Origin of the sequence: Mucilaginibacter frigoritolerans (genome assembly GCF_007830615.1) — a bacterium.
Taxonomy (GTDB): Bacteria; Bacteroidota; Bacteroidia; order Sphingobacteriales; family Sphingobacteriaceae; genus Mucilaginibacter; species Mucilaginibacter frigoritolerans.
Genome location: NZ_VLLI01000015.1, coordinates 32,329 through 50,418, shown reverse-complemented (window position 1 = coordinate 50,418; position 18,090 = coordinate 32,329). Strand labels below are relative to the sequence as shown.

Sequence of the window (18,090 nt, the reverse complement as noted above, 5' to 3'; positions counted from 1 at the left end):
AAACAACAGTAGTTGTATGGGGCTTTTTTTGTCAAAATTAAAGAAAAATATTTAACAAATAATGTAACAACAATATGAAGAAAAGACTTCTACACATTAAATTTATTAAAGATGCGGTGCTGCCTATACTATGTGTTTGCCTGGTGGCAAATACGGTACAGGCAAAAGAATCAGGTGGTGTGATAAATGCCAAATCGCCGGGCATTGAGGGCTCAATAACCGTATCATCACCCAAAATAGAAACCATAAAAATAACAGGTGTAGTTACTGACGACAAGAACCTGCCTTTGCCGGGTGTGGTAGTAACTATAAAAGGAACCAATATTGGCGCAGCAACAGATGGCAATGGTAAATACACCATAAATGCCGACGAAAATGCCGTGCTGGTATTTAAGCTATTAGGCTATATTTCAAAAGAAGTAAACGTTGATAAACACACTAAAATTGATGTACAGCTGGCATCTGACCAAAAAAACCTTAACGAGGTAGTAGTTATTGGGTATGGCACACAAAAGAAACGGGACGTTACCGGCGCAGTAGGTTCTGTATCGCTTACAGATGTGGCAAAAACGCCGGTATTCGGTACCGCTCAGTTATTAGAAGGACAGGTTAGCGGTGTGCAGGTTACCCAAACCAACTCACAACCGGGTGCTGCATTTACCGTTAGGGTGCGTGGTACCAACTCCATTAATTATAGCAGCGATCCTTTATATGTGGTTGATGGTTTTGCCGGAGCGGATATTACAGGGTTAAACCCGGATGATATAGCTTCTATAGATGTATTGAAGGATGCATCATCAACTGCCATTTATGGCAATAGGGGGGCAAATGGTGTAATTATAATCACCACCAAATCCGGAACATCCGGTAAAAGCACGGTTACTGCCGATGTTTATGATGGTGTACAAAACGTAAGCCGCATGCTGCCCATGATGGATGCCCAGCAGTTTGCAACTTACCTTAACCGGGTTACTACTTATAACAATCAAAATAATACTACCCAAACGGCTTTGCCTTATACTCAGGCCCAGATTGATGGCATGGGTAAAGGCACTAACTGGCAGGAAGCTTTATTTCAACGGGCGCCTATTGTTAATGCCAATGCTGCTATAAGTGGTGGATCGCCTGGTACCAAGTATTTTGTAAGCATGGGTTTTTTTAACCAGGATGGTATTATATTAAATTCAGGGTATGAACGTGGTAACCTGCGGTTCAATTTAACTCATAACATCAGTAAGAAACTAACCTTCGGTTTAAACTCGCAGCTGTCATATGATCAGCAGGAAATAGCGAATGTGAATACCAATGGCGGAAGCACAGGCGGTACCTTGCTTGATGCACTGCGGATCAGCCCTATTGTGCCTATCCGCGATAATACAGGTGCTTATACTTTTCAAAACGAGCCAAACGGATATGTTGACCTGGTGGGTAATCCTGTAGCAGCTGCAGAGCTAAATACAGATGTGAGCAAAAATTTAAGGGTATTTGCAAACAGCTATTTAACTTATGAAATTATTCCTGATCTTAAATTAAAAGTGAGTCTGGGTACTTCTGATATTTTTAACCGGGAGGATATCTTCAGACCGAGTACTACCTTTTTGGGTTTAACCACCAATGGATTTGCCCAGATCTCCAACCCGATAAATTTTAACTGGTTGAATGAAAATACGCTTACCTATACCAAGCAGATTGATAAAAACCAGACGATAACTGCTTTGGCGGGTTATACCTTTCAGCAGTTTAAATATACTACCAGTTCTGCATCGGCTCAAAACCTTACTACCAATAATTTAGGTACGGACAATTTGGGTGTTGGCGGTAGTTTGTCATCCTCATCATCAACAAACAGCCACGCATTGGAATCATTTCTGGGCAGGGTTAATTATAGTTTGATGGATCGTTATTTATTAACCTTGTCTATCCGCCGCGACGGTGCATCGGTTCTGGGTTCGGCCCATAATTTCGGTACTTTCCCATCCGGAGCGCTGGCATGGCGTGTTTCTAATGAGGATTTCATGAAGAACGTAAGCACCATCAGTGATTTGAAGCTGCGCGTAGGTTATGGAGTTACCGGTAACTCTAACATCGATCCTTACTCATCCTTGTCACAATATGGCTTTAATAGCTATGTGCTGAACAACACACGTGTAGTAGGTACATCAGCCAATAATATTGGTAATGATAATTTGCAGTGGGAGCAAACTGCATCAACCAATATAGGTGTTGATTTAGGTTTATTGCAAAACCGCATCACCTTTAATGCTGATGTGTATGATAAAAAAACTACTAAACTGCTGTTTAATCGAAGCATCCCGGCATCAAGCGGTTTTACAACGCTTTTAGATAATCTGGGTGCGGTATCAAACAAAGGTATTGAGCTTTCATTAACTACTATTGATGTGGCAAGCAAGGATATCCGGTGGACAACAAACTTTAATTTTTCGCGCAATGTCAACAAAATATTGAGTTTGGGTGGCATACCTTATCAAATTACAGGTAACGTAAGTTCAAGCTTATATCCGGGTGGGCAAAACTCGTCCATATTACAAGTTGGGCAACCTATTGGTGCTTTTTATGGGTATAAGTTTGAAGGTATCTGGCAAAGTCAGGCGCAGATCACTGCCAGCGGCACAAAAGAAGCCGTTAAACCGGGCGACCCGCGTTACGCCGACTTAAATGGTGATAACAACATTACCGCTGCTGATAGAACAATTATTGGCTATGCTGTTCCGAAATTTAATTATGGCTTTACCAGTAATTTAACGGTACAACGCTTTAACCTATTTGTATTGATACAAGGTGTTTATGGTAACCAGATATTAAACGAAAACTTAATAGAAAGTGAAAACGGCACCACTACCGATAATAAGCAAGCCTATGTGCTTACCCAAAGCTGGAACGGTCCGGGTACAAGCAATACCTTACCCAGTGTAGGCAGTACGTTGCGCCGCAGTTTAGGGCCAACCAGTGATGTGCTGGAATCAGGCAGTTACCTGCGTTTTAAAACCATCACCTTATCGTACGATTTGCCTTTGCCTAAGTTAACTCCCGTATTTAAAAGTGCCAGTGTATACATTACCGGCCAAAACTTAATCACCATAACCAAATATAAGGGCTATGACCCGGAGGTGAATTCTTATCCGGATTCAAGCGGTAATTATACTTCATTGGGTACTGATTATAACCCGTATCCTAATGTGCGTACCTTTTTGTTAGGGGCTAAGTTTGGTTTTTAATTTTTTGATAAAAAGAGATATGAAAAAGAAATATATACTATTAGCTGCATGTGCTTTTCTTGCCATTACATCGTGTAAAAAAGAATTACAGGAAAAGCCTTACAGCATTTTAACGAGTGCCAACTTTTACCAGAATGCAAACGATGCCCAGTCGGCTTTGGATGGAGTATTTAGCCAGTTGCAGCCGCAGGGGTATTATCAGCGTACCATTTACATAATGACGGAGCTTTCGGGCGATGCACTGGTGCCCCTGCTAACCCAAAACCAGGAGCGTATTGATATGTATAAAATACAATATACATCATCAAACATTGAAATTAATAACTGGTATACCAATAGCTATAAGCTGATAAGCAGGGCAAACGATGTGATTGCCAACGTTCCGGCCATTAATATGGATGGCCCAACCAAGAATAATATATTGGGAAATGCTATGTTTTTGAGGGCGATGGCCTACTTTGATATGGTGAGGAGTTTTGGTGATGTGCCATTAATACTGAAACCCATTACAAGCCCTGATGATCCTAATTTGTATCCTACGCGTACATCAACAAGTCAGATTTATAACCAGATTATAAGCGACCTTAAATACGCCGAGGCCAATTGCTATACCGAACCCAATATCACTACAGCTAATAAAGGCGAAGTATCATCAGGAGCTGCTTCGGCCATGCTGGCAAGGGTTTATCTGCAACGCGCAAGTACTTCATTTGCTGCGTCAGACGATAATACCAATGCTTTGACAGAGTGTAATAAGGTAATTAACTCAGGCGTGTATAAATTGATGCCTAATTACAGCGATGTATTTAACTGGAGTTTGAAATATTATCCGGCACAAACCGAAGTTATTTTTGCTGTACAGTTTGGTGCCAACAATAGTAATACTACACAAAATATTACAGTACGCATGTTTTCGCCAGCTGCATTGGGTGGTTCAGGCTCATTTGTTGCTAACCCGTATCTGATGAATAGTGTTTATGACCATGGCGATGTACGTAAAGTATGGAACGTTGCAAATACTATAAATGGTGTGCCAGCCACGCCGTTCATTTACAAATACCGCGATCCGCAATGGGTTAAAGGAAGCAATAACTCACAAATGAATTGGATAGTATTACGTTATGCGGATGTACTGATGATGCAATCAGAAGCATTAAATAATATTAATGCCAATGATCCAACCAAATTTAACGGATTAAATACTGTTAGAGCAAGGGCTGGTTTAAGTGCCGCGCAGATGCTGAATGCAACTAATACCCCAACATCAGAAGCTTTTGTTGATACATTGGTACGTGACCGTTTAAGAGAGCTTTGCGTTGAGGGACACCGCCGGTGGGACTTAATCCGTTTGGGGCGTTTTGCATCAGTAGAGCAAGCTGTAAATGGTTTTACGGTTACTTCTGATCAGTATTTATTACCGCTGCCGCAAACAGAGATTGATGCTAATCCGAAATTGAAACAAAATCCGGGATATTAAGAATTTACAGATAATGAGAGGTGTTAATTTATTGATTATTAATTTGATGTTGGGTTTTACCGGTTTTGCACAAAGCAAAGCCGGTAAGCCTGATTTTATATTGCTTAATCAGCAGGTATTACAAAATGTAAGTAAAAAGTATCATGATGGTGATGCCGTAACGGTAAAACAGGTAACGGTATTATTGAATGAAGCAGATAGCTTGCTGAAAGTTGAACCCTATTCTGTTACTTTTCATAAAACAAAACTGGCCCCGAGTGGAAACAAGCACGATTATGTGAGCCAGGCGCCTTACTGGTGGGCTGATTCGACCAAAGCAGATGGGAAGCCTTATATCCGTAAGGACGGCAGGCGCAACCCGGAAATTTACCTGTTGCATGATGATAGTCAGCTGACCAAAATGTGTGCCGATGTAAACAGGCTCGCACTGGCTTATTATTTATCAGGCAAAGAAAGTTATGTTCAAAAGGCAGCCTCACTTTTAAAGGTTTGGTTTATTGATACCGCTACGCGGATGAACCCTAATTTGAATTATGCCCAGTATATTCCGGGGATAAACGATGGCAGGGGGATAGGCATTATTGAAACGCGTAGTTTAACCAAAATACCTGATGCTATTGAATTAATGCAGAATAGCAAATACCTGGAGTCCACATTGATTTCGGGTATCAAAAAATGGTATGCGCAATATGCAGACTGGATACTGAATAGTAAAAACGGGAAATCGGAAAGGATTCAAACTAATAATCATGGTACCAATTACGATATGCAACTGGCCGATTTTGCCATTTTTACAGGTAACGGTACTTTAGCCACCATGGTAATTAATGAATTTACTATACCCCGGATAGACCAGCAATTTACTACTGATGGAATGCAGCCGTTAGAACTGGTGCGTACCCGGTCATGGGATTATTCTACCATGAACCTGGCTGCGTGGACTAAGCTGGCTGTTATTGCTGATAAATTAAATATTGATTTGTGGCATAACCAAACGTTGGATGGCAAAGGCATAAAAGGCGCCATTGCCTGGCTGATGCCATTTGCCTTGCAACAGAAAAAATGGACCTATCCGGAGATCGGCAAATTTGAATATGAAAATTTTCAGCAAATTGTTCTGGCAGCTAAGGATAAATATCCGGATGTTCCGTTTCCTGTATTTTACCAGAAATTCCCGGTAGAAAACGAGTTATTGCTTTTAGAGTAGACAAGAAGAAAAAACAGCGTATGTATAAACAGCAATAGCCTTAACAAAAGGCTATTGCTGTTTTAATTATATGGATATTAAATTTCAATTTTATTAAATAGTTCTACGTGGTCGTTTCTTTTTGAAAGCATCTTCTGCGCTTTGACGGGGAGCAGGCCTTGCGCCGCTCTGATATGGCTTATTGCCCGGACGTACCGGACCTGCCGGCTTTACTGTAGCCGTGCGTACTGAAAGCTGACGGTCACCTAAAAAGCTGCCATCTAACTCGGCAATAACATTAACAGCTGCTTCTTCATCTTTCATTTCCAGAAAAGAATAACCTTTTGCTTTGCCGGTTTTTTTATCCCGTACAATTTTAATGGTACTGACTTCGCCAAATGGGCTAACCAATTGTACCAACTCTAACTCCTGCATATCCAGCGGGTAGCCGCTGATGAAAACCTTAACCATTCAATTCAAATATATTGCAAAATTACGATATTGTTTAAAAAATAGTTTCAATTAATAATAATCTTACAATTGTTGTTATGATTTATTTTTTGAACAATGTTAATTGCCCCTTTCGATCAGGATGATTGTGTGTTGGTAATAATCGTTGATAAAAGCAGGTTCCGGCTCTGAAAGATATTTCATTACTTTGCACCGAGTGTATAAGGCGGCATTTTTGCCTTTGCCGCTATTTTATGTAATGGAGCTGGACAAATTTGAATTTGAGATACGGGACATTCTGCTGGAGGCTTTTGGTAAGCAGGATAGCCTTACACGCGAGCATTTACTGGAGCTGTTTGACTATGACGAGCCTATGGCAGCGGCAATTGTTGGTGTTTTATCATCCGATGGACTGGTAGCAGAGGTAGGGTTATCAGAACAAAATTATTTACCTGTATTACTTGTAAAAAAGCCAACTGTGGCAGCGTTTTTGCAAAATGGTGGTTACACCCGGCAATTTGAGCTGGCCCAGGAAAATGCACAACTGGTTTCAGTACCGGATAAACAACCTCAGCAAGCCCCCATACTATTTCAGCCCAAAGAAGAGGAACCCCAGGAAGAAATAACATTTAACGGATTACAGCAACATGAGACCCCGCAATTTGCAATAGAAGATTATAGGAGTGTGCCTGATGCAAAACCCGATGATCTGCAACAGTTAAACGCTGTTTTACAAAAAGAAAACAAGCAATACAGGCAAACCCTTAGAGAACGGGATGAGGAGATTAAATCACTGAACTTGAAACTTAAACAACAGGAATATCTTAAATTACTTTGGTGGCTTGCCGGAGCTTTATTGCTGGTGATTATATTGTTGAGTTATAAGCTGCATGTAAAGATTCATCAGTCGCTCTGATTGCTTTTGATCCTCAATATCGATACTTCGTTATTTTGGATAGACGATACGCTGTACCTGGTAAGCAATTTGAATAAACACTCACTGTGTCTCATATAGTTACATTTAGCCCTAGTTGTAAGGTAGCCTGTAGTAAATGTTGCTTATTTGACCTACTTACCGGCAGTATATGTTCCCCTATAGCTAGTTGATGATGCCCGATTGCAGTAATATGGTGTATGGCTGCAAGGTATGACTTATGGATTCTTGTAAATTTTTCCGGCGGCAGCTTAATCTCAATGGCTTTAAGGCTCGAATAAACTACATACTTACCTGTTTTTGTAATGATATTGATGTAATTCAGCATGGATTCTATAAATAGAATATCGTCGATACTGATTTTTTCGAGGCGTTGGTTACACTTTACATAAAGGGAATCGGGCTGTGATTGGATGGATTTGATGGTTGACGAGCCGCTTACTTTGGCAAGCGCCTTTTCACTGGCTCTCAAAAAACGTTCAAAAGTAACCGGTTTCATTAGGTAATCGGTTACTTCCAGTTCAAAACCTTCAATGGCATATTCAGGATATGCGGTTACAAAAATAACCTGTTGAAAAATTTGCTGACTTTTTAAAAAATCGATGCCGCTCATTTGAGGCATTTTAATATCCAGAAAGATGAGATCCACCAACTCATCTTTTAAAACCTCTTTTGCAATAGCCGGGTTACGAACACTTCCAACCAGTTTCAGAAACGGAACCCTGTTTACATAGGTTTCAATTTGCTGCCGGGCAAGGGGTTCGTCATCCACAATTAAACAATTCAGCATCATTTTAAATTTAGCGTTAGCTCAACACGGTATAGCTCATTTTTACTTTCCACATTCAGGTTAAATTTATGGGTATAAATTAATTCCAACCGCTTCTTTACATTGTTTAGGCCAATTCCTTTATTCATATCATCTGCCTGTTGGGGATAGTTCACATCAAAGGTATTAACGCAATAAAAATTGATCCCGGTATTGGTTACATTAATTTCGATATGGATTGAATTTTCTTTTTCGTCGTAATCGGAAACATACTTAAAAGCATTCTCCACAAAGAGTATCAGCAACAGTGGTGCAATCTGTAGGTTTTCATGATATCCTTTTATTAATAAACTGGCGCTGCAATTGTCTTTCCTGATCTTCTGTAAATTGAAATAGTTCTCAAGATAGGCGAGTTCCTTAGTTAGCGGAATAGAATCAGCCGTGCAATCATATAGTTGATAGCGTAATAACTCTGCCAGCGATACCAGCGTCCCTTTTGCCGCCTGTGGGTTTAACTCTAATTGTGTATATAAACTATTCAGTGAGTTAAATAAAAAATGAGGGTTGATCTGAGCCTTGAGATAAGTGAGCTCAGCCTGTGATTTTTCTTTCTCCATAATTTCCATTTTACGGCCTACCTGTATCCTGTCCATACCCAGCTTTACAAAGCAACCAGCCAAAACACCTAATAAAGCAATAAAGAAACGGTTGAATTGGAGGTCGGTATAATTCCATGAAAAATCAAAACGAATGGGTACCAGGCGGTGGTGTAAAAATATCGTCATGATCCATGAATAAAGCCCCGCCAACAAGATAACGACCATAAAAGCTAACAACATTAACCGCATTACGCTTTTGCGCCTGAAATAATTGGGCACAACATACAGATAGATCATATAAAAAGCAGCAATAATCAGGCTTACATCCAATGCAGAAAAATAGAGTCTGTTGATTTGATTACTGATGTAGAAATATACAACCTGGTTCCACATCAAAAAGAAAATAACCCAGAAAAGTAAATGCAGAAAAAAATTACGCATAGACCAATTTAGGCAAATAGACCGGCACTTATCAAAATTTTATAGCAACGGTTGTTTTTCCGGGACGAACGGCATCGTCAAATTTTTAATATGCCATTGCTATAAAATTTTGCACAGTTGATATAATTGTGGCCCCACACATTGGCAATAATCCTGATCATTGATAAAAAAAGTATGAAAAAATTACTCCCTTTAGTTTTTTGCTGCGTTGCTTTTACCTGCCGTGCACAAACTGCAGAGACTGCCGTAAAGTTAGCTGCTTCTTATTTTAAAGAGGCCGAAACTGCAAGCCAGGGGCAGCATGTCTGGAATAAAAAAGTCTATGGCCCTATGATGTTTGTTGAGCCCCGAACAAGAATAACTTATGCCAATATTCCCGACAGCGCCGGGATACTAAAGCCTGATGGGGAGATTTACCGGGGTGTGTTGCCCGAAACGGTTATGATTGCTAACACTTCTATTAATTGGGAAGGAAAAATGTGGTCGGTTATGTTATGGCCTTTGCTTGCAGATCGTGATGAGCGTGTTAACCTGATGATCCATGAGTCTTTCCATCGGATACAGGCAGAACTCGGCTTGCCTGAACGCAGTCCTACCGTTGATCATTTGAGTACGTTTTATGGGCGGATATACTTTTTGCTGGAGTTGCAGGCTTTAAAGGCGGCTCTATTAAAACCAGTTGACCAGCGTAATGCCGATTTAACTAATGCGCTGCTTTTTAGGCAGAAAAGACGCGAACTTTTTCCGTCTACATTTAAAAATGAACAGATTTTAGAAATGAGCGAGGGCCTTGCCGAATATACAGGGGTAATATTGGGCAGACCGAAGGATCATATTCGGCAGCATTTGTATGATCAGATTGATACCGCCGGTAACCGTAAATCTTTTATCCGCTCCTGTGCTTATATAACAGGGCCGGTATATGGTTACCTTATTTTTGAAAAATCGCCGTACTGGACACTGAAAGTTGACTCTAATTCGGATTTTCCGGAGCTGATTTCGCAATATTATCATCTTAAGCCAGCAAAAACTCCTGATGAACAAACTATAGCCCGACTGGAAAAGAAATATAATGGAGATGTTATTATAAAGTCGGAGACGTTAAAGGAGCAAAAACGTCTGCAACTGGTAAATCAATATGTTGATCTTTTTACAAAAGAGCCTGTATTAACCATCAAACTCATAAAGATGGGTATTAGCTTTAACCCTAATAATTTGTTTGACCTGGGCGAATATGGAACGGTTTACCCAACAGCAGAAATTAAAGACACCTGGGGAGAACTAACCGTTTCAGCCACCGGAATGTTGATGAAAGACTGGCAAATAGTTTATTTACCGATGAGTAAAGCGCCTGATATTAATGGCAATACAATAGAGGGGGAAGGGTGGAAAATTAGCCTCAATACAGGTTGGAAATTTAGTAAAATTGATGCATTGCATTACCAGCTAACTCAATAAATTGTATTAGTAAGGGCTGATGATTTTGCATTATAATATTATTTATAAATGCGCAATTATTGTTACAATCCCTGATATGACTTTAGCTTTAAGGGTAGCAGAATTATTATAATCGTTTGCTGGTACAGTTAAGCCCACTTAAGCCTGTAGCTTATCAACAAGCTTTAATAAGCCATGGCATGGCGCCTGATCAAGCCAAGAAAATATGGGAAGAACTTTTGGGTAAAGGCGTTACCATACAAAGCCAATTTAAGTGTTCTGCCAAAACTGGATTTCGTTTAAGGGATCGTACTCCCAAACCCTGTAGCAAACATGTTACCCAATCAATCAATAATAAATTTATAACTTTAATACTAAGTATTCAGCACATGGAAAACGATACTTATCACATAAAGAAATACTTTATTATATTAATGATGATGATATATTTATTCATCAGCTCAACTTATATTTTATTTCTTCCGATTTATCATTTTTCAGGGGCAATAAGTCAATCTTCATTTACTTCACCTTTGGTTATTAATCATTGCCCTAATAATACCGGCGCTATTAATGCAAATAATACAAACGCGCGAATCCAGCATCTTTATAAATCTATTCCAGAGAATAAACGTAAAGTAATTGCCACCTTATTGTTGATTAGCACTATTTTTACTTTCCTTCATTTTATTAGCTCCGTTTTACTTAATTTCCTCAAGAAACGAGGCGATTATTTATATCGTTTTATTGGTTTCTACCAGCCTTGCTATCTGAAATTCTGCTCCATCAGAATTTGATAAACCCTCCTCTTGTACTCCATTACATCACTTTTGCTATATGATTTTTGGGAATTCATAAGTGAATTGTGTATGCCTTAAATCAACTTTAATACCACAAAGGCAACACCTTTAATGCATGATGTAATTTATCAAAACGGAAAATGTTTTATTTAAGTTCTTTATTTCTAATAAATTAAAAATGAAAACAAAAATTATTTTAACAATCATATTCATTTTACCGGTGTTTATGCTCAAAGCCCAGCAAACCATCAAATCACATGCGCAACCTGATAGCATTATTAAATTTATCCCCATTCAAACACTTGATACGGTGGTATATGCTTACACAATTGGCGGGAAGCTGGCAACCCGTCAAGAAATAGCCTTCAGACTAATGACTTATGCTCCATCTGCAGAAGAGTATCACCAGTTTAAAAACAATATGACCTGGGGTAGTATTTCTGGCGGAGCTTTTGGAATTTCATCCCTGGCATCAGTAATTGCTTTTCACAACAGTAGTAAAAATGCAGTGACAACGATGGGTACAGTACACAACAATTCGGGGGCATATATTTTTACCGGAATAGCAACCGCATTTTTGGGCTCTGCAATTATTAATTGGATATACGGTGCAAAGCATTTTAAAAAGTCAATTAAAGTATATAATCAACGTTTTGAATAGTTTTAAAGCACCATTTCAACTACCCTATGTTTAACCATTATAAATCACATCAAATGAAAACCAAACTTTCAATTACAAAAAAGGCTAGTTTATATTTATCACTTATAATACTGGCAGCGTATTTATTTACATCCTGTAAAAAAAACAACCAGGGTTCACAATTTTCAGGATCTTTGGGGTTTCCAAATACCGGACTATCAGCCCAACTTAGTATTCCATTGCCAATTGATACCGTGGCATTGCCGGGAACGGCTACCGATGTAGTGAATTTGCAGATAAACTTATCAGTGTCTCCCAGTAATCTTCTTTCTCCGGTTTCTGCCACTATTGTTCCTGACACAGGTGCTTTAAATATTTATAACGCAGCACGCGCTACTCATTTTTCTGGTGAACAACCTTATCGGCAGTTACCTGCATCGCTTTATACTATCCAGAATGGTGGAAAAGTAACTATTAATCCTGGCCAGAAAAGCGTAACAGTGGGTATTACTTTTGCCGGGAATAAAATTGACTTTTTCAATAATAATGTCTTCAAAAATGCTTTAAGCCTAAAAATTATAAATGCACAAGGCGCAAAAATAGATTCTTCCTTAAGCAGAATCGTACTTGCAATTAAAGCGAAAAGCGTTTACGCAGGTCTTTACCAGGCAGTAGGTAAAGCCGTGCGGACAGATAACCCTAACGATCAATATGCAAATTATAACTACAATACACAGAAGCCACTTTCGGTTGTTACACCTGTTACTGTACAAACAAATATGGCGGATGTTGGTGATCCTATTTACTTGACAATAAACGCTGACAATACTGTTAGTATTAATTTCCTCCAGGGCATTACGGGACCATTCTATGCTGATGGTGAAAATGGTGGAATGGTTTCCTTTAGTTCATTAGGGCCATATAGCCAAACGGGTGTTAATAAATATGATCCGGCTACGAAAACTTTCACTTTAAACTATCAATATTTTGGCGGTATAGGGAGTGTTTCAGAAACCTTAACTTTTATAAAATAGATTTTGATCCGCACGAACCGGCGCGGGTATTCGGACCCGCGCCGGATGGGATGCGCTTCTTAAAAGCGCGCCAATATCCATCGTTATGGCCATGCTGGCACCTAGCAGGGCGCCCATAGAGCTACAAAGGTTCAGGACGTTTGATGGGCCGGAAAACATTGATCACTGGCGGCGACTCGGGATTGGGTCGTGAAGGAGTTAAAAAAGCAACCAATAAATGATCCGCTATAACTTTTAATTTTAAAGGGGTATTAATAATGGAATAAATTTTTCTTAGAATTACAATCTGGATAATAGTACGGAGGAAAATACTCACTAAAAATCAATCGCTTAACCAGATTAATTTAAGCAGCTGAAAATAATGGTAGAAATTGAGACTCTTAAATTTGCGCTGAAAACATTTGCCAATTTGGACCAGGATGATTTTAAACTTTCATCCTCCTTTTGGTACACTAAATCCTATAAAAAAGGTGAATATTATAATAAATATAAATCTGTATGTCAATATTTAGGTTTTATTACCGATGGTGTATTCAGATCATATATTATCGATGAAAAAACTGGCGAAGAAAAAAACATTTTCCTATACACAACCCATGGTTTTGTTGTGACCTTTAAAAGCTTTATTAATCAAATCCCATGCGATTATCACACACAAGCGCTGACTGATTCTTCGGTTATTTACATTTGTATAACCGATTTGCTTGATTTATATAAAAAATCACATAAATGGGAATGCTTTGGCAGGCTATTAGCACAGGAAGCATTTAATGTTGCTATAGAAAGAACAGAGGGTTTTCTTTTTAAAACGCCCGAAGAACGTTATCTTGATTTACTAAAACATCATCCTCATATTTTTAATAGCATCCAACAATATCATATCTCTTCTTATTTGGGCATTCAGGCGCCATCATTAAGCCGGATCAGAAAAAGACTTTCCGGGAAAAATTGATTAGGGCACCGCACTTCTTTGATGCCTCGTTTGTTTGACTGATGGGGTCGGTAATTTGCAAAACTATAACTGTTAAAAGTTGAATATAATTCTTCAAATCCAGGAATAACAGACTGATACAGGTTATTATGATATTTTCAATCAACTACATTCTGTAGCGTCTGATTTTATCCTTGTGGCCAATTCAAGTGCTTTCATTATTGGCGTTAAAAAAATAAAACTTGATAATACGATATTAACCTGGGTTAATGAGTATTGATTTTTAGTAAGTTATTATTGTGAATAATTAAATAACATGAAAATATCTTATCAAGTTGCCGATGAAAGCTTAGGCGAAAAACTCTTTCCAAATGAAGAAAAAATTGCATTTGAAACAGCCGATACAATTGAAAAAGACCTTCGCAAACAATACCAAACAGGTACTGTAAAAAGGGATGTTCATGCGAAACTGACTGGTTTAGTAAAAGCTGAATTTATCGTAAACCAAGATATCCCTGCTCCTTTTTCACATGGAATATTTGTACCAGGAAAAATTTACCAGGCTTATATCCGATATTCCAACGGTTCAGCCTTACCAAACCGTTCGGATAAAAAACCTGATGGCAGAGGCATGGCAATAAAATTACTGAATGTGCCCGGAGTAAAAGTATTGGATAACGCCAAAGAGGCATCTACGCAAGACTTTGTAATGCAAAACCATACTGCGTTTTTTACAAGTAACCCCGACACATATTTGGCTGTGATGAAAAGAATTAATGGTAATATTTTTGACAAATTATCATTGCCTTTTGTGTTAGGCCTTCGGGGACTGATGCTTGCAAGCAAATTTAATGGCGGTAAAATAACTAATCCGTTACAAATCAGGTATAACTCTATTTCTCCTTATCAATTAGGTACAGGAGTTAATAAGATAGCTGTAAAGTTTTGTGTAAAACCTGCATATGCCCACACAGACTTCTCGCCACAAAAAGCAGATGATAATTTTTTGCGGGCAGCTATGCAAAATACATTGAACAAAGAAGATGTAATCTTTAAATTTTATTTGCAGCCCAAAACGTTCAATGATATGAGTGTAGAAGACTATACTGTAGAATGGAATGAACAACAGGCGCCACTCTATGAGGTAGCAACTATACGAATACCAAAGCAAAATTTTCAAACACAGGAATTAGATGATTTAGGAGAGAATTTATCATTTAACCCCTGGCATACTTTAGCCGAACATAGACCACTAGGCTGTTTAAACAGGGTTCGCAAAATTGTATATGAAAGAATTAGCCGGGTAAGACGCGAATTGAATAAGACACCCACTCAAGAACCATAGTTTTGTATGATAAATTCTTTACAGAAATTTCAAAGTTTTAACTTCTATAAAAAATCAACTAAAGCATCGCGCTATTTTGTAACTCACCCAAAGCCTCTCAGCATTGCTGGGGGGCTTTGTTATTGCGCTCCACTACATACACAGGGTGGGTACATAAAGGGTATTAATATAAATGTTTTTTTAGTTTTAAAATCAAATCGTCGGGGTTAAAGGGCTTTACAATATAATCCTGCATTCCAGATTCCAGAATTTTATCGCGTACATCGCTGGCGGCAGAGGCAGTTATTGCCACAATTGGGGTATCCTTATTAAACTCTCTTATTTTGGCCGTTGCTGTGTAGCCATCCATTACAGGCATTTGCAGGTCCATCAATACAATATCGTAGCTTGTCTGCTGCATCATTTGTACTGCAATTTCGCCATTGTCGGCCACCTCAACCGTTGCATTCCAGCCTTCAAGTAATTGGGTTGCATATAAAACATTAAATAGGGTATCCTCCACCAGCAATAAGCGTTTGTTTTTTAAGTCAAACCCGGCTATATCATTTTCCAGTTGGTTTATCTGGTCAGCGTCAACAATGTTTAATTCCAGTGTGAAATGAAATTTTGACCCCTTTCCTAATTCCGATTCAACTTTTATATCGCTGTTAAATAATCCAAGTATCCTGCGGGTTATAGCAAGACCCAGGCCCGTGCCTCCATATTGCCTAGTAATGGAGGTAGAGGCCTGCATAAACGGTGTAAAAATATTGGTCAGGTTTTCTTTAGCTATTCCAACCCCTGTATCATGAACAGAAAAGTAGAGTAGAGCCGAATCCTGCTTTAACTTTTGTAAGTCAACACGTACTGAAATAAAGCCCCGGTGAGTAAACTTAATAGCGTTCGATATCAGGTTATTTAATACCTGGCCCAATCTTAAAGCATCGCCCATAAAATATTCAGGCACCCTTTCGTCAATTACTAACGACACCCTGTTTTCCCGCTCATTTGCGCCATTGGTATTCGCAGAAACAATGTCTTTTAACAGCTTTTTAATATTAAACGGAGCTTCCTCTAAATTGAGTTTTCCAGCCTCTATTTTATTAAAGTCAAGGATGTCATTTATCAGCACCAGTAAATTATCCGATGAGGTTTTTAAGGCTTCAAGGTTATCAAGCTGATCGGGCCGCGGATTGCTTTTAAGCAGCAGATGCCCCATACCAATAACAGCATTTAATGGCGTACGTATTTCGTGGCTTATTATTGAAAGAAATTCAGATTTGGCTAAACTTGCTTTTTCTGCTGCTTCTTTTGCTATCAGCAGTTGTAATTCAACTTCTTTGCGCCTGGTTATTTCCTCATTTAAAAGGTCAACAATTTCCAGTAAATCATCATCATTACCACCAAATCTTTCCCCGGTATCTGTTTTTATATTATTAAATGTTTCTTTAAGCTTTTTTATAGATAGCTTTCTCAGTTCAACTTCTTCTATCAGCCGCTGATTAATTTCACCAAACTCTTGCTGGCTTACCATAAAAGCATGGTCAGACAACTCTTTATCCCGATCATACGCTGCATAAGAGTCATTTACCGCTTCAATAAAGCGGATAAAATGTTTATTAGCAATTAAATCCGGGCTCGAGTACTTTTTAAGTTGTTTGTTTAATAGCTTATGGTCAGGCATGCTAATTAATTTCTTCGTCAAAGGTAGTAATTGTCATGGTTTGATTATGCAGCTCACACTTGGCATTTGTATTTAAAGGGGATATTTCTCCGTATGAATAAAAACCGGATAGCATTGTGCCTTCACCAAATATATCTTTTACTGCTTCAATTTCCTCATCAATTCGTTTTCCAAGTATCAGTTTACGGCCCACACAGCTTATAAGTAATGCCAGTTTGGGTTTAGCCGGAAACTGGCTAAGCGCTTTTGATGCAGCATGTGTTGCCGCATCAATTAATTTATCAAAATTGGCTTTCATAAACCTTACATATGAACCCTCTGGAATATCACCTGCAAATATCATGCTTTGTTCATCATTATCTATTGATAGGATGGTACGTACAACCGCGTTATTGGTGCCCTCTGGCCGTACATAAAGGGGGAATAGCAGGGCCGATCCGGGTAGCTCATCAGCATATTTACCAAGGTATTGCTTATACAATTCCAGCGCACTCTTATTATCTATTTCATAAAGTCGGTTTGAAGCCGAACGTGTAACCTTTTTTTCAGGGCCGAATATTTCCCAACCGCCCATAGAAGCATGACCAATTTTTAAGCTTTTGCCATAAAAGCCCACGGCAACAATATTCCCTTTCTTGGGTTTTTCATTACAGCCTACAACTGTGTAATTAAATTTATCGCCATCTCCAGCCAGGCCCCCGGTAACCGGTATATTATGAGTGTTTGCCTGTTCAATACCCCTAACCAGTTCGCTGCCATTTACCAGGCCCCCGTCTGATATTATCATCACATAGCTTAGCTCTGCATCATTTAATTTATCGAAAAGCATTTTGCCGGCTTCAAAGCTATTTGGTTGGTCTTTTATATTCAAACTTACCGTTTTAACCAAAGTGTTTTCAAACTCCATTATAATAATGGTAACCGTGTTGTCCAAAACGGCATCATCATAAATTTCGCCAGAGGTTGAACACAATACAATATTAGCTGAAGGATAGCTATTGTTCAAGGTGGCGTAAATATCCTGTTCAAGTAATACATCTTTAGCGCCAAACCCTAAAATAAGCAAATTGCCATTACTATTAATTTCATCTCCGGCCTGGTAGGTAGTTATCCCTCCACAGTATAATTTTTGAGCTACTTTCATGTTG

Annotated in this window: 15 protein-coding genes; 10 read left to right on the top strand and 5 right to left on the bottom strand. The window is 38.9% G+C overall.

Annotated features, from left to right (window positions below; all coding sequences use genetic code 11):
- Positions 1–74 precede the first annotated feature (74 nt).
- The 3 genes from JN11_RS21105 to JN11_RS21095 are packed head-to-tail and all read left to right on the top strand — an operon-like array spanning position 75 to position 5,920.
- Positions 75–3,236, top strand: coding sequence for a SusC/RagA family TonB-linked outer membrane protein (locus JN11_RS21105; RefSeq protein WP_144915901.1), 3,162 nt, complete (start codon positions 75–77; stop codon positions 3,234–3,236).
- 19 nt (positions 3,237–3,255) lie between these two features.
- Positions 3,256–4,713 (top strand): RagB/SusD family nutrient uptake outer membrane protein, encoded by a 1,458-nt coding sequence (locus tag JN11_RS21100; protein ID WP_144915899.1) that lies wholly within the window; start codon positions 3,256–3,258, stop codon positions 4,711–4,713.
- Positions 4,714–4,726: 13 nt separating this feature from the next.
- Entirely contained in the window at positions 4,727–5,920 is a 1,194-nt protein-coding gene (locus JN11_RS21095; RefSeq protein ID WP_144915896.1) for an alginate lyase family protein, read from the top strand.
- Positions 5,921–6,013: 93 nt separating this feature from the next.
- Here JN11_RS21095 and JN11_RS21090 read toward each other — a convergent pair whose 3' ends face one another.
- Positions 6,014–6,370 carry an RNA recognition motif domain-containing protein gene (locus JN11_RS21090; RefSeq protein WP_144915893.1) on the bottom strand — a complete coding sequence of 119 codons (357 nt, stop codon included), beginning with the start codon at positions 6,368–6,370 and terminating at the stop codon, positions 6,014–6,016.
- A 196-nt stretch (positions 6,371–6,566) separates the two neighbouring features.
- Here JN11_RS21090 and JN11_RS21085 point away from each other — a divergent pair, with 196 nt between their 5' ends.
- Positions 6,567–7,265: a hypothetical protein gene (locus JN11_RS21085; protein WP_170227818.1), complete on the top strand. Its 699-nt coding sequence runs from the start codon at positions 6,567–6,569 to the stop codon at positions 7,263–7,265.
- 91 nt (positions 7,266–7,356) lie between these two features.
- Here the strand turns inward: JN11_RS21085 and JN11_RS21080 are convergent, their stop codons facing one another.
- Both JN11_RS21080 and JN11_RS21075 read right to left on the bottom strand, forming a co-directional pair.
- Positions 7,357–8,076, bottom strand: coding sequence for a LytR/AlgR family response regulator transcription factor (locus JN11_RS21080; RefSeq protein ID WP_144915888.1), 720 nt, complete (start codon positions 8,074–8,076; stop codon positions 7,357–7,359).
- Positions 8,073–9,092 carry a sensor histidine kinase gene (locus JN11_RS21075; RefSeq protein ID WP_144915886.1) on the bottom strand — a complete coding sequence of 340 codons (1,020 nt, stop codon included), beginning with the start codon at positions 9,090–9,092 and terminating at the stop codon, positions 8,073–8,075. Before JN11_RS21075 ends, JN11_RS21080 begins: the two co-directional genes overlap by 4 nt.
- Positions 9,093–9,266: 174 nt before the next feature.
- Between JN11_RS21075 and JN11_RS21070 the strand changes: the two genes are divergently transcribed.
- The 6 genes from JN11_RS21070 (at position 9,267) to JN11_RS21045 (ending at position 15,279) form a co-directional block, all read left to right on the top strand.
- Positions 9,267–10,550 (top strand): hypothetical protein, encoded by a 1,284-nt coding sequence (locus JN11_RS21070; protein ID WP_144915883.1) that lies wholly within the window; start codon positions 9,267–9,269, stop codon positions 10,548–10,550.
- 179 nt (positions 10,551–10,729) lie between these two features.
- Positions 10,730–11,326: a hypothetical protein gene (locus JN11_RS21065; protein ID WP_144915881.1), complete on the top strand. Its 597-nt coding sequence runs from the start codon at positions 10,730–10,732 to the stop codon at positions 11,324–11,326.
- A 181-nt stretch (positions 11,327–11,507) separates the two neighbouring features.
- On the top strand, positions 11,508–11,990 hold the full coding sequence (locus tag JN11_RS21060; RefSeq protein ID WP_144915878.1) for a hypothetical protein: 483 nt from the start codon (positions 11,508–11,510) through the stop codon (positions 11,988–11,990).
- A 53-nt stretch (positions 11,991–12,043) separates the two neighbouring features.
- Positions 12,044–13,003 carry a BT_3044 domain-containing protein gene (locus tag JN11_RS21055; RefSeq protein WP_170227817.1) on the top strand — a complete coding sequence of 320 codons (960 nt, stop codon included), beginning with the start codon at positions 12,044–12,046 and terminating at the stop codon, positions 13,001–13,003.
- 361 nt (positions 13,004–13,364) lie between these two features.
- Positions 13,365–13,955 (top strand): Crp/Fnr family transcriptional regulator, encoded by a 591-nt coding sequence (locus JN11_RS21050; protein WP_144915874.1) that lies wholly within the window; start codon positions 13,365–13,367, stop codon positions 13,953–13,955.
- Positions 13,956–14,250: 295 nt separating this feature from the next.
- Positions 14,251–15,279, top strand: a complete 1,029-nt coding sequence (locus JN11_RS21045; protein WP_144915871.1) for a catalase family protein — start codon at positions 14,251–14,253, stop codon at positions 15,277–15,279.
- A 163-nt stretch (positions 15,280–15,442) separates the two neighbouring features.
- On the opposite strand, the gene JN11_RS21040 is transcribed toward JN11_RS21045, so the two are convergent.
- Positions 15,443–16,942 carry a response regulator gene (locus JN11_RS21040; RefSeq protein WP_144915868.1) on the bottom strand — a complete coding sequence of 500 codons (1,500 nt, stop codon included), beginning with the start codon at positions 16,940–16,942 and terminating at the stop codon, positions 15,443–15,445.
- A gap of 1 nt (position 16,943) precedes the next feature.
- Positions 16,944–18,086 (bottom strand): FIST signal transduction protein, encoded by a 1,143-nt coding sequence (locus JN11_RS21035; protein ID WP_144915866.1) that lies wholly within the window; start codon positions 18,084–18,086, stop codon positions 16,944–16,946.
- Between the last annotated feature and the right edge of the window lie 4 nt (positions 18,087–18,090).